At 48.0% G+C, this 13,407-nt stretch carries 12 protein-coding genes; 7 read left to right on the forward strand and 5 right to left on the reverse strand.

The genetic code is table 11. The features are described 5' to 3' along the window. The first annotated feature begins 411 nt into the window (after positions 1 to 411). From DXY10_RS13250 to DXY10_RS13270, 4 genes are all read left to right on the forward strand, one after another. Complete coding sequence (locus tag DXY10_RS13250) at positions 412 to 1,698, forward strand: extracellular solute-binding protein (RefSeq protein ID WP_170955862.1); 1,287 nt, start codon at positions 412 to 414, stop codon at positions 1,696 to 1,698. Beyond that, the gene (locus tag DXY10_RS13255) at positions 1,695 to 3,020 is read left to right on the forward strand and encodes a mechanosensitive ion channel family protein (RefSeq protein WP_115019930.1); all 1,326 of its coding nucleotides are present in this window, start codon (positions 1,695 to 1,697) and stop codon (positions 3,018 to 3,020) included. The genes DXY10_RS13250 and DXY10_RS13255 overlap by 4 nt, the downstream gene beginning before the upstream one ends. Before the next feature lie 568 nt (positions 3,021 to 3,588). Then, positions 3,589 to 3,771: a hypothetical protein gene (locus DXY10_RS13260; protein ID WP_115019931.1), complete on the forward strand. Its 183-nt coding sequence runs from the start codon at positions 3,589 to 3,591 to the stop codon at positions 3,769 to 3,771. 1,665 nt (positions 3,772 to 5,436) lie between these two features. Next, positions 5,437 to 5,667, forward strand: coding sequence for a hypothetical protein (locus DXY10_RS13270; RefSeq protein WP_136989221.1), 231 nt, complete (start codon positions 5,437 to 5,439; stop codon positions 5,665 to 5,667). A gap of 505 nt (positions 5,668 to 6,172) precedes the next feature. On the opposite strand, the gene DXY10_RS14700 is transcribed toward DXY10_RS13270, so the two are convergent. The 4 genes from DXY10_RS14700 to DXY10_RS14340 all read right to left on the reverse strand — a co-directional run bounded on the left by DXY10_RS14700 (position 6,173) and on the right by DXY10_RS14340 (position 9,817). Next, positions 6,173 to 6,337, reverse strand: coding sequence for a hypothetical protein (locus tag DXY10_RS14700; RefSeq protein ID WP_170955864.1), 165 nt, complete (start codon positions 6,335 to 6,337; stop codon positions 6,173 to 6,175). Between the two features lie 307 nt (positions 6,338 to 6,644). After that, on the reverse strand, positions 6,645 to 7,262 hold the full coding sequence (locus DXY10_RS13275) for a hypothetical protein (protein WP_136989223.1): 618 nt from the start codon (positions 7,260 to 7,262) through the stop codon (positions 6,645 to 6,647). A 202-nt stretch (positions 7,263 to 7,464) separates the two neighbouring features. Beyond that, complete coding sequence (locus DXY10_RS13280) at positions 7,465 to 8,400, reverse strand: carbamoyl-phosphate synthase (protein ID WP_115019935.1); 936 nt, start codon at positions 8,398 to 8,400, stop codon at positions 7,465 to 7,467. Positions 8,401 to 9,604: 1,204 nt separating this feature from the next. After that, positions 9,605 to 9,817: a hypothetical protein gene (locus tag DXY10_RS14340; protein WP_206749702.1), complete on the reverse strand. Its 213-nt coding sequence runs from the start codon at positions 9,815 to 9,817 to the stop codon at positions 9,605 to 9,607. Between the two features lie 390 nt (positions 9,818 to 10,207). On the opposite strand from DXY10_RS14340, the gene DXY10_RS13290 reads away from it, so the two are divergent. Both DXY10_RS13290 and DXY10_RS13295 read left to right on the forward strand, forming a co-directional pair. Further along, a complete protein-coding gene (locus DXY10_RS13290; RefSeq protein ID WP_244282343.1) occupies positions 10,208 to 11,104 on the forward strand; it encodes a phycobilisome rod-core linker polypeptide in 897 nt (298 codons plus the stop codon). A gap of 71 nt (positions 11,105 to 11,175) precedes the next feature. Further along, positions 11,176 to 11,556, forward strand: a complete 381-nt coding sequence (locus tag DXY10_RS13295; protein ID WP_115019937.1) for a ferredoxin — start codon at positions 11,176 to 11,178, stop codon at positions 11,554 to 11,556. A 661-nt stretch (positions 11,557 to 12,217) separates the two neighbouring features. Here the strand turns inward: DXY10_RS13295 and DXY10_RS13300 are convergent. Beyond that, positions 12,218 to 12,466: a hypothetical protein gene (locus DXY10_RS13300; RefSeq protein WP_115019938.1), complete on the reverse strand. Its 249-nt coding sequence runs from the start codon at positions 12,464 to 12,466 to the stop codon at positions 12,218 to 12,220. A gap of 234 nt (positions 12,467 to 12,700) precedes the next feature. Between DXY10_RS13300 and DXY10_RS13305 the strand changes: the two genes are divergently transcribed. Further along, positions 12,701 to 12,835 carry a photosystem II protein Y gene (locus DXY10_RS13305; protein ID WP_115019939.1) on the forward strand — a complete coding sequence of 45 codons (135 nt, stop codon included), beginning with the start codon at positions 12,701 to 12,703 and terminating at the stop codon, positions 12,833 to 12,835. The last annotated feature ends 572 nt before the right edge of the window (positions 12,836 to 13,407 follow it).

Below are 13,407 nucleotides of genomic sequence, written 5' to 3' on the forward strand. Positions count from 1 at the left end.
CCTGTGTATCACCAGCCTGCTTATGGCTATTCGCAGCAGAGCAGCTACCAGCAGCACTCCGGTTACGTGCAGCCGGTCTACCGCTGAGGCTCAAAGCAACGGACGGCTCTGAAGGCAGCCAAGTGCAAGACCCCGCCTCGCCAGGAGCGGGGTTTGTGGTGGCCTCACTCAGCTAGCACACCCTGGTAGGAGGTCATGGTGGTCTTCCATCTTGGTGATTTGGTTAGTGGGGGTGTCTGCAGAGATGGGGAACAGTTCGAAAAGGTAGACCTTCAGAACTCAATCAGGACCGACCTAAGCAGACCCATCTCGACCTCACAACGGAAGATAATTAAGTGATTGGAACCAGGAGAGCGTCAACAGAGCAGGCTTGAGGTGGAGTCCTGAACTGTGTTGCCCCGAATCCCAACCTTGGTCACGGCGATGATGCTGTCTGCAGGGATACTTCTTCAATCCTGCGGGCGCAAACAATCAACAATTACTCCCAACCTCTCTGATTACGGAAGCCAGCTTCAAGGTGGAGCGCGCTTTGAGCTGGAAGCTAGGGGGAATAGAGATCGCAATCCTCCATCGGGAACCTTGATGATCTGGACGCCAGATTATCAAGGGATGAACCCTTTAACTCAGAAGAAAATTGATGCAACATTGACAGACCTTATTGATCGATTTGAGTCCAGGTATGATCTCGTAACTGTCATCTGGAAAAAGCATTCGGATTCAATAATTTATAAGGAGTACTCGGACAAAATTAAAAATGGACTGGGCCCAGATTTGATACTGACTCACAATTTTATGATTCCTCAGCTTAGTGATAAAAAAGAAATATCTCCAATCCCAGCCGATCTTTCTAGGCTGCATTCCATACGCCCGAAGCTTCTTCGGGGGGCAAGAATAAATGGAGAACTTTATGCCGTTCCTTTTATTCTGGATGTGCAATTGCTTTGTTATGATAAGCGAAAAATGTCGACTCCGCCAGCCACTCTTCAGCAGATGGTTGCATTGTCTAAATCAGGAATTTCAACAGCAATTGGAGGTAATTTCCTTGAGAAGATGTGGGGATTGCCGGGTTTCAGTCCATCATTGTTTGGCGAGAAAAAGCCTCCTGCTGCAACGCTAAAAGCCGGTCTGACTGAGTGGATGAAAACCCTTCAGGCGATCGACTCAGAGCCGAACCTGGCTCTTTTTGAGAATTCAAGGGTCATGACAAAATACTTCTCAGAGGGGAAGATTAGTCTGATGAATTGTGCCTCAATTGACTTGCCATTTCTGAGGGCTCGAGTTGGAGCGGACAACCTCGGAATCTCTACATTGCCAAGTATTAATGGCCAGCCAGCGCAGCCAAGGCTTACAGGTGCCTCCTTCGCCGCCAATCCCTACATGAGTAATAAGCAGAAGGATCTTGCCTTTCGATTTACTAACTTTGCGATTAGTACTGATCAGCAACAGCAAATTGCAATCAACTGGAACTCCCTTTTGCCAGTCAATGAGAATAGTGATTTTAACAAAGAGCTCCTCCCTGTGTTGAAGATTTCAGAAGATTCATTTAGAAGGTCTTTTCAGCTCACGAAGGATGAACTTGAAATTTTGGCGATTAACTTTGATAGCATTCAAGAACTCTTTGAGGATGCAACTTCCGGGCTGATTGACCCTGCGAAAGCGAGTACTGAAATCATTGATCAACTTGAGATTAAGCAATGACTACCACCAGTCAAGTCAACCTTGAGCCCATCACTGTTTTTTTGAATGAGTTCTGGCACGCCCTTGGGCGTCCAGCCGTGAGTGCACAGATACTTTTGATCATGGCATGCTTGTTCTTCGGGCTTTTTCTGTCAGGAAAGAGTGATTTGTCGATTCCCGTGTTTGGGATGAATCTAAATCGTAGGGCAAGATTTGCTCTCTTCATTGTTGTTCCTGTTGCTATATCTTGTCTTGGAATGGCTATTTTTCAGCACCCTTACGGACTCATCAAGCAGGTAGGTGTTCTCGTGCTGCTTTTTGCGTCCCTGTCACTCTTGTTTCAGATTGCCGTAAAAGTCGTTAATGGTAGTCGTAAAGGTCTGGTTGAAGGGTATAGGGATAGGGTTGCTCTCCCTGTTTTTAGTGCATATTGCCTATTCACGATTGTCCAAACCTTTGGTGATCCCGGATCCCTCCTTGGCACGCCAGTCATCCAATTGTTCCAAACCCCATTTAGCTTTGGTGACGTAATACTAGTTACCTTTGGACTGTTTTTATGGGTTAATTTGTCTTCTCTTCTCACTCAGACTGTAGAATGGATTTGTGGATTTAATAAATTTTTTGATCGGGAAGCCTCTAAGGCGGTTTACACTCTGATTCGCTATGGCTTGATAGGTTTTGGGCTGTTTGTGATCGTTGGGATCATTGGCGTGAACCCAACAGTTTTTGGACTTATTACTGGGGGCCTTTCGGTGGGGATAGGCCTAGGTTTGAAAGAGATTATAAGCAATTTTGTAAGTGGAATATGGCTTCTACTGGAAGGCTCCACTAAGCCTGGGGACGTTATTAATTTAAATCTACTTGACAGCTCAGCGGATCCATTCCAGATCGCGAAGATCACAGACTGTGGCTTAAGGGCAGTCACCGTGACCAACGTTAGTGATCATTCTGAGCGTATTATCCCAAACAATTTGTTCTTTACTAATCAAATTACTACATATACCAAGAATCATAAGATTATCGCGCGTAAATCTTACTTCGGAGTCGGCTATGGAAGTGATCCTGCTGAGGTCGTTGAGTTGATTACCAGCGCCGTTGCATCACACTCTGAGGTGCTCAGTAGCCCCGCGCCATCTACAAGGTTTATTGAGTATGGCGAGTCCAGTCTCAACTTTTATGTGAAATTCTTTATTAAAGATGTTATGGGAGGGATACGGGTCACCAGTGAGGTGAACCTAATCATCTGGGAGGTATTGAAACAGCATCAAATAGAGATCCCTTTTCCCCAGCGAACCCTGCACTTCGCCGATCCGCTGAATCTGCTAAAAGAAGACAACAATTGAAGCTGGATCTGAATTGGTCAATGCCAAGCTCTCGCCTCAGCGGCTCTTGGCTCGTCGGCGCTGAAGTTTTGGGTCCTCGTCACGACTGATTCGCCTTGGGAAGGCTGCCACGAACGGCTATGCCTGCTTTGCCTCGTACCCAATTGTCGATGAGTTGTAGTGCTTGATCAGGTACTCGCTCTGATCAAGTGAAGTCGGTTTGAGATCGCAGCTCATCAGTGTGCATTTGTCTGCTCCTTTCTTGCGGTTTGTTTGATGATTCATTAGGCGTGGCATGGGCGCCGCCATCCTCCGTTCTGAATCCTCAATCGCCGTGTCTTGCAGATAGCGCTGACGCTCGTCCTCTCGATTGCTATTGGAGACCAGCTGGGCATGCGCTAGGAGCCCAAGCGCGCTTTGGCGGACGATTCACTGATGGCCTATCGCAGCTCCATGCTTGGTCAATGGAGTTATTTGAACTGCTGATGCGAATGACCAATAGCCAAAAAGACTTAAATAGTGTGTTCTGGCGAGCTCCTGGTAAGCGTCTATGTCGCCTATGAGACAGTCGCAACACACGAGTTTTTGTATGGCCAGCCTCCAATATCGCTTTGCCAAGCATTCTCTCGACCGCAAGAGCTTCGCGACTGAAAGCCGCGAGCTGACCTATCGGGGCGCTACTTACAAGACTCGTGTCTTAAGCATCCCTGCTGAGGGGAATCCCGTCGTCTCCCTTGATTTTCAGCTCATGCAGGAATCTGTTGCGGCTTGAAGCTTCTACGTCTGGAAAGTTGGCTATGTGGTGTTCGCGTCAAGACGGCTCGTCTTGCTCTTGATCGTCAGCTTGATCCCACCATGGACCAACCTGATGCAACCCACTCATTCCAGTCGCTGAATCGAGCTGCCCTTCCTAGCTTGGCTGCCAATCAGGCTCATCCTTAAACCCAGCCGCTAACTGGCGTTTGCGCTGTTGTGGGCAAGCTCACAGCAACAAGAGATCGAGCTGCTCAAGATGCAGCTGCAGATGCAGCAACAGTCCCGCTATGGCTATTGATCACAGCGCCGGGGAGCCTGATGCCTGCGGGCTGAAAGCAAGTCAACACCAACGCGTGGGACAGCAGGCCCGTGATTGCCGAGTCGACCATGCGGCAGATCGACTGTGCTGATATCAGCTGATCCGGTGGAAAGCAGAGGGGCCGAAGGAAACCTCTCTGCTCACCGGCATGCGACTCAAGGGTTCCGAGGCCCCTGAATCGTTCTTACTGTCAGCCGAGACCTGCCGGTGCCAGACCGTGAATGATCAGTTGTCGCGTGCCCAGTGATGCACTGCATTTGTGCCCTCTGCGTCTGTTTGACCTTGAGAAGGGGCAACGGCCGCGGAGGTTGACTTGATTCGTTTCACTGGCCGGCCATGTTCATGCAGAGCCGATGTGCATCAAGTGCTTCGCCTGGTGAGATCAATGTTGAATCGTGAGATGTCAACACCGCATCGTGCTCGACGTGTTCGTCGCTATGAGCTTTGTCTTTGCATCAGCACAGCTGTTATGGGTAGGCCCTCGCTCTCGATGCAAAGCATGGGGGTGTCCTGCCTTTTGATTTGCATTCCTGACAGAGGCTTCTGAGATTGATGAATGGCGATAACTTTTTGGGGTATTGATCTGTAGGCCCTCTTCCGAAAGCGCAGCCAGAGGTTTGCCATTGGGAACGCCAATTCATGACGACACTCCAGACAACAACAGCACTCCGTGAAGCAGCACTTCAGCGGCTTGAGGCTTCATTGGCGGCTAAGTCAGTCTCCAGCACGCAGCCCAAGAAAGCTTCCGTCATCAAAGGTCAGGCCTAGGTCGTGGGCCTTCGTGAGCCTTTGGTCAACCGTCTCTGCCTTGTTTGCTATGGCATCACTCCCTGCCCTGGGAACGATCAGATGTCACATCAGACTTGTCTAGGCTTCCAGTACGGTCCTCCTCATGGATATTGCCTACCTCCTTGGAGTGGCTGCTGCTTTTGGGCTCGGTGGCGTGCTCGCTGCGTTAAACAACAGGCGTGTGGCTCGCCGTGATCGGCGGCATTTGCACTGAAGAGACGTGCCTGAGGCAGAGATGTGTTCCGGCGTGGGCAGCGTGCTGGATAGTCAGGCGTTGCTGCTTTGGCCATGGATACGACGCACAGTCAGTGGTTCTGTCGTGCTTCGGGAGGGGCATAAATGCCGATTGCATCGTCTCCCTCAGCACCTAAGACACTCTTATCTATGCGATGGTCTTCAGAGAGGTGTCGATGCATTCACGCTCCAGCCGCTCCTCGGCGACGGCTCAACCAGGACGACAGGCCATCACGTTGCTTTTAACCCTCGCAACAGTCATTTTTTGCGGTTGGGTCAACGGGCGCTTTTGATGTGATCGCTCAATGAAACATCACAAATAATTGTGTTGTAACTGTCTTGTCTTTGCCCTTTGTGCTGGCTGCCTCCTTATTGCTCTTGAGTGAAAAATACTTTTGTGTTTTGAGCCAATTTGAGCACATCCTGTGGTTAAGGTTCCCGTTAGAGGCTTTAGTGTTGTTGGGGGTTTTGCTTGTGTCTAAGACTCTTAAAGAAGCAAGCTTGCTTGGATTTACCTTTTTGCTGGGTTTGGCCGCAATTGAGGTCATGCTTCATTTCGCTGGGTTTTGATCGGGATCGCGACGGCGCATGGGTGTTCGTCCTTATGACGGTCACTGTGTCATTGACGGTACAGAACACGATTCACTTTCGTTCGCAAGGTTGTCAGAGAGGCTTGTGGAGACCATTCATCGTTTCGAGGGTGATGCCTCCAGTTTTTAAGTGTGTGATGGATGCGGAGTTAGATGCACTGATCGTGCTGATTTGGCGAAATTGCTATTCCAAATGGTCTGTCTATGGCCTCGACTTAGTCCTGCTTTTCCGGGTCTGTGGCATCAGGGCCCACTGTTCGATGCTGGGATCAGCCTCCGTTGCAGGAGCGGATTCTTTCTGGATCCCCTCCTGAACTCGAACGGTGCCAGGTTGCGGATGGCTTGTGGAAGTGTCTAAACCACCAATCCAACTGCGATCACTAGCAGTGCAAGCCAGGTTCCGGGAGGGGGACTGTTGTCGGTGAACCAGGGTTTGTTGTCCATCTCCGCATCATGTCGGCACGGGGCCCCGCTTCCCTCCCTTGCTATTCGGGCAAGTTCTCAATGGCGCGATGCATGAATCGCTTCACGAACGGCATGGGCCACCCTTCGCGCTGAAGATTCTCGGCGATCTGATCGATCTGAATGGAGATCTCATCCGCAACGAGGTCCTCTAAGAGGGCGTTGGAGTGTTCCGTGCTGGAGGTCATAAGGCCAGGTGCGTCTTCTTGCACTAGCCCAGGTCGACCTCATGCTGCCACTCCTCCAGGACTTTCCCTTTGGCCTGACTAGCAATGCCGCACGAGTCGTGTCTTCCCGCGTGTTATGCGGAGGGGTCGTTGTGACCACCATCCTTGGTTGGTATCTGTACGTTCGACCTGATGATTGCAGTGAGCCCTCATGAATCGGTGGCCATCAGCCATGCGTCATCTGGTGCGATTTCTATCTCCAATCATTGATGCCGTGCCGACGCTCTCTACCTTCTTTGGATGTGACTTGCCTCTAAAAGCAGAGGCCTCAATGCAGGGGGACAACCTCAAGCCCGTTGGGGCGGCCTGCACAATCCTGTTTAAACATTTCGCTTTCTGTGCGTTGTCTGACGATGGGAGTTGAGGAACCCTCTTTGTAATTAAATTCAAATAAATGATTGAAATCTGATCGGTCTATTTGCTCCATCTCTGACCAGCCCAAACCTTTCGCCAGCTCTGGCATGTCCCAGTAGTGCCAGATGACGACGACGAGAGGGTCTTGCGAAGCTGGCAAGCTCCTTAAGTGCTTACCAGCTTGGATTGCTCCTTCCTTGGCTTGCCAGAGGAATTGTATATCTTTCCGTGTTGCTATAGCAAGAGGAACTGCTGTTTGGTACTCACGCTGATGAGATCTGGGCTTATTGATGTCAATAGGATGCACGTAGATTGCACTAGGCTTGCCAAAACAGCCAATCAGCATATAGGCCAAATTGATAGAACGTGTGAATCCTTTTGGGTTCAAGTTTTGAGATGTGTTGGACAAATTTTTGTCCCCATGGCGAATTAAGATTAGGCGCTTTGGTGCGGCTTTTGCTGATGCAACTGTTAGACCGAATGTAAGTAGGGTTAATGAGGCCAGCAGTCTGAAATGGATGCGATCAAGCATTAGTCGGACTCGAGTCCATTAAGCATGCATCATCGTTGCTTCCATTCCGCTAGCGATGGTACGTGCGGAGCGATGGCTTGGAGTTTTGTCTGGTTGCGACGTTTGTCGACTACTTTTGTGGGCATAGAGCTTTGCCGCTCTCACCGTCCGAGACCTGATTGGTACTTTGTGCTTCCCGATCAGGTGTTGGTCAAGGCTGGTCTCAGAGTCGGCACCTGCCAATCGGGCTAAAGGTGAAGGCACGATCATGCACCCTGATATCTCTGTTCTCAGGGGTGGAGATCAAGGCCTGTTTTTTGGGAAGCTTTGCTGAGTCTGCCCCAAAGCGATATTGAAGAGCGGCAGAAAGTCTCCAATCGTAGGAGTCATCATAGGAGCCGTTGATTCTGGCATCTAAGCCATCAGTAATGCGGTATGAGAGGCTAGAGCGAAGGCCTACATTATTCACTTCGTCTCGACCTTTGCACTTGTTGTAGTCGCCCTTTTGGTAGTAAGCACCAATGTTTGCTTGAAGGTTGGAAGTTATCCAATAGCCAGTATCTAAGCCATAGGTTAGTAGCGCCCCGCCATTGTAATTCCAGTTCAATACCTGGGTTGTCTCGCCGACTGGGATTAATCCATATGCATTGAATTTCCACTCGCTAGAGATAGCCTCTAGGTTGAAGCCAATTTGTTGATAAAAAGCAGACCCATCTTCAACTGATATCCCTGAGTCTGCATAGCCGCTATTCATTGGTCTTGAGTCGTAACCAGCATTCAATCCATACATCCAAGAGTCTTCTTCATTCTGCCAGCGATAACCCAGACGTGTTGATGTGCTGATCGTGGTACCTTTTACTGTTGTATCAACGATGCTTGAGTAATTGCTTCGATCAGCAAAGTTGATGTTGGCGAGCGCATCGAGGAAAATAACGCTGTTGTCGTTTACAGCCACTGGCAAGAAGCCACCGAGACCCGCCTGGTTCGGGGTGCCCGCAGCTTGTAGTGCGGCTTGAAAGCCAATCGTTGGTTTGATCTCTTCCTTCAGGCTGATGCTCATTACGCCGAGGTCATCTGCACTGCCGTCTTGGCTTCGACCAGGAAGTGGGTTCAAGGCCAAGGCAGAAGCCAGCAGACCGATAGAGAGGCGTTGAAGCAAGTGTCAGGAGCCACTGAGAAGAGCATGGCCTCTTTTCTCTCCTATCAGTCTCCATCTCGGTCAGTTTCAAGACGGGCTCATCTGCAGTGAATCCTCAGATATAGATGCTCACGATCTTTAACCGTCAACTGTTCCCGCTCGGCACTCACTCTTTTCAGGGCCTTGTTAGACGGCGATCTGTCTATCGTTCCATCTGATAACCAATTTCAGTAGATCATCGGGAGTAATTGTCCATACCGATCTGATCTGAGCTTGGCCGTTTATCGCCGCTTTCATCCCTAAAGCCTCTTCGAGCTTCTCTCTACCGAGCAGCGCCTAATCAATCCTTCCAAGCACAGAATTTCAGCTTGTGCATTGTTCCGCGGCCAAGGCTTCTTGAGGCGATTGATTGCCAACAATCACCCTTTTGGATCAGCCCATCAAAGCAGGCTTGGGCATTGCGCATGTTGCCTGTATTCCAGCACAGGCGTGCTGCTGAACCTTCGCGCTGCAGGAAGCCGTATACCCCATTCCGCGCGATGCGCATTTGATATCCAAAACAGTCTGATGTTTGGACAGGCCGACCATCAGGGCACACGACTAACAGCCTTTCATCACTGAATGAGTCTGTTTCTCCCTTGGATGTGAATGAGCACCGATCGTCCAATCGAGTCACACCATCCATCACCAGGAGACATTTGGCATTCAACGCACTGGCATCGCTCGGAACTGTATGCAGTGAAGCAAAGCTGGCCGAGAGGGCTGCCATCAGCGCCACGGCTTTGATCATGGAGAGCACTGGGTTGTCATCACCATGATTGCCTCTGTGATGCCTTCTTACAACTGGTTCACAAGCTAAGAGACGACGCTCAAGACCAGTTTGCAGAGGGGCAAGCCCAATTGTTCAGGCATGGTTCACCAGCGTTTCGTTAGAGGGGATGGCCTTTGACTCGTTCGGTGGGGATAGCACTGATCAATCCGACCATTGCGAAGCGACCATTTCAAAGCCCTGCAAAAGCCATACCTTTTGGCATAGGTGCATGAGCTTTTTGCTTGTTATAGCGTTATGAATTTTCATGCATTCAACCTCGCCAGATTTCATGATTAGATTCAAAAGGCACATGTCATCCTTTGAATCTATTGATCAATAGGCTAGAAGATTTCTGATAGGGTGCTTAGGGCTGGATGATGACCTCGAGCTGAGTTCTGATTGTTTCAATGGTTATCAATTGTTTTTAGCTGGATTTAACTCCATGGTTGCGTTAGTTGCGATCTTCTCTTTCAAAGAGACTGCTCCGGCTAATCCAATGGGTCCAAAAATTGACCCTGCGAGCAGCCATAGCCAGCTTGGATGATTTTTTGAATCTGCAATAGCAGTACTCAGTAGGCCACATGGAATCCATACACAAAATAAGGCGATCAGGATGTATGTGCTCATGGTTTGGCTTGTTTTTCTTCGTTCTAAGTTCCCATTGCTGTTTTTGTTGTCGTATTTGATTGAATAGTCTGTCGTCAAAGCACCCTTTCGTTGCAGCAATCAAGGCTTTCTCAGCATCCCGGTAACAACATGTCGGTGACGCATGGGAGTGTGCTGCTTCACGATCAACAAGGGATGGATTGGTGTGGGTACGACGGCCAGAGATCCGCCATCAATGGCTTCTCCATCGATTGATTGATCACTAGCGTTAGCCGAAGTGGCTGTGCTTCATGCCTGATGTGCTGGTTTTATTCATGCCTCATTGTCGCTTGAATGCTGCTCGAATGAGCCAAACTGAATCAATCAATTGTTCAGCTAACATCTTTACTCCTACCTTCATCAACAGATGATGTGACCTTTGTAACACAGTTTTTAATCATAAAAAGCGAAGGCCTACGTCATATTGGCGATATTGGCGGTAAAAATTATAATCAATTTGCCTCAGTCCTCTGGATAATTGTCTGGTGCGGATACGAGCTTGTCCTGGCCATGCCATCAATTTTTTGCGACACTCGTTTGCAATATCCATGCTCATCTCAACGATCCCGTGTGGATTCTTTTGATGCCAATAAAAAATCATCTCAAAAGCGAGATGAGTTAATACAGTCTTGTGATCAGCTTATAGAGCAATGTTACCGACAGATATTCTTTCATGCTATGACTGCTGATCGAGATGTTTCTCTGGAGTCACAACTACGCTCTGGCAGTATTACGGTCAGAGATTTTATCAGGGGTCTTCTTCTTTCAGAGCGATTCTACAGAGGCTATATTCTTTGTAATAGCAATGAACGAATCGTTGAGCAAGTGATAGGAAGAGTGCTTGGCAGATCCGTTTACAACTCAGAGGAAGTTTTGTCTTGGTCTATCGTGATTGCTGGGCAAGGATTTGCTAAGTTTATCGATCTAATTTTAGATGGTACTGAATATATGGATCGATTTGGTTACGACAGTATGCCGGTGCAGATCAACCGTCTGATCCCTGGCCAAGCCATTGGTGAGGTCCCCATCTATCAAAAATTGCCAAGATATTCTGAGTATTGGAGAGATAAACTGATTTCTAGCAAAATGATGATGTCGATTGATCAATTTAATACCTACAGCCTAAGAAGAGCGTCTGTTGCAAGTCTTATCTATGACAAGCCCGAAGGGCGAGCCTTGACTATCTGGACCCTTCTTCTCTCTATTGGATCGATTGGTGCCCTCATCATTGTGCTGTCAATCTTTAATGCCACTTTTACGGTGCGATGAATACTTCAAATCAGCTCATCAATGACCGCAAGCTTTTCCAAGCAAAGGTAACTAGCAAGCCTTGAAAAATAATGCAAGAAGTTCATAGAAGTCACGACATTGTCAGAGCTGCGTTTAATTCAAGCCTTGTTGAATTGGCACAATTACGTTCAGGGAATGAGCCAATATTAGGTGGTAGCCTTCATGCCAAGGCTGTCTGGGTTGATGAACTGGCTTGTATTGGATGTGGATACTGCACCAATGTTGCTTCAAATACATTCATGATGCTTTCTCATTCTGGGCGATGTAGAGCCCTTCGCCAAGATGGAGATTCGTTGATGCTGATTCAAGAAGCCATCGATACATGTCCTGTCGATTGCATCCATTGGGTTGACTTTAGTGAATTAAGATCTCTCTTGCCTGGACAGTCTGCTGTGGTTACGAATAGATGCACGCATCAATGGCCTGCTTGAGCATTCGTGAATCATGCAGCCTTGGTCATTATCAGGCTGCTTGATGTTTCTCGGTGATTATCGACGTGATCTTGATCCTTTCTTCGCTTCAGTGATTTACTTGTCTAGTTCTCTCAGTTAGATTCAGATGTCAATACAGATCTGGCCTTTTCTTGCTGTTTAGAGTTAATATGCTTTTCTCATCAATCAATTGATCGTTCTCGATCGGTTTGGCAAGATTTTCCCAAGGCCCTTAGAAGATCTACGTGCTATAGCTTTATTTTTCTATTCTTTCTCCTGTAGAGAAATATCGTCAACCCGGCTGCTGCCAATGGTATCGCAGTAAATATAAGTATGTATAGGGATGTATTGCTTGGATGCATGGCTCATGTTTTTAGAATTCTAGTATTATGTGTGTTACTGGTCGTGTATTGATTGATTGCCTGTTGCGGGTTAGATGATTCTTGCTTGCTTTCGAAGTTGTGTTCACAGCTGGCCTTTTGTTGATCCCTTTTGTGCCAATTTAATGTGTCAGGTTCAGTTGGCGCGTTAGCTTGCGAAAGCAATGCATGTAGAGATTGATGGCTGAGTCATTTCTCCTTTGGGTTGATTTATCTACTGCTGTTGTGTGTTTTGGCTTTATTGTTGGGATATTAAGCTCTTTGATTATTGACGATGACCTCTATTGGTGATCATTCATTGTATTCTTCTCAATTTTGTCTTTTGCTTTTTTTCGCCCCTCACGGAATGCATCAAGATCCATCTTGGCGTTGTTCCATCTGATTAATTTTTCGATGCTTTGCCCTTGGAGCCAGTTGCTTTCTGCAGCGATCAGCCTAGCGTGTAAAGCTCGCTCTGTTTTCGTCTCAAAACGAATTGTGCCGCTATCTAGCGGTGCATTGATGAAGTAGTCCCAATTTGGCTCAATCATTTTGATCAGAGTATTTTCTATATTTAACCCCGCAACGCTCTCTTTAGCAAATTATATGATGGCTATGACGTCTGGATTTGTTGTTTGTTTGAGTACATTGAATTGGTAGCATTTGACAGGGTTGTTGGTAAAATGAATGAAAGCATTGTTTGAGCTTATTGCCCCTTGGCCTGTAGCTTTTTGTGCCCTCTTCCTCTGACGACTGTGGATAATTGGCACAGCATTTAATTGACTGTGGATTTACGGGTCGTTCTTGTTTTTGCTCCAATTGTTCTGGCGCTCTCTTGGGCTGGTTACAATATTGGCCGTGCAGCGCTCGGTCAGTTTCAGTTAGCGCTGCGTCAATACAAGAAAAACACTGGTAACTAGTCTGGTTAGCTGGAGGGGCATGTTCGTTGGCTTGTCATGCTTGGTTTGTGTCCTTAATCGATTGTCGTTAGGTGAGGCGTTACAAGATCTCTAACGAGATGATCGAGGTAGCCCCCTGCTCCTATCTCAACGCAAAGCACAGCTATTCTTGCGCCATCTAAAAATTCTTGTTGCTGTCGCTTCATTTCGGCATCTTGTTCTAACCCCTGCACCCTTGCCCATGCAGTTTGTTTGATTTGTGCTGCCTATTTTGCCCTGTTGGTCTTTCCTCCTTCAGCTCTCTAGTCGTGTTGGACCTGTTTCAGCGCTGCAATGGTTCTGGAAGACGATTTAGCTCCAATCCATGCACTTCCTTCCTCTTCATTGTTCCGTGTTGTTGTCTGCAATGATTCGAGCACCGAAACTCTTTTGCTATCGCTTTATTTGAACCCCCTGGTCCCCTTGGCGCTTTCATAGCACCAAAGGAACAGGCGACGTGGGGCTGTCGATCCCGTCCAAAGGATGACTTTTGAATTATTATTTGCCATCTCTAAGGCCTCAGTGCGCAACCTTCCTCACATGCGTTACGAATG

The sequence above is a fragment of the Synechococcus sp. UW140 genome, assembly GCF_900474295.1.
Lineage (GTDB): Bacteria > Cyanobacteriota > Cyanobacteriia > PCC-6307 > Cyanobiaceae > Synechococcus_C.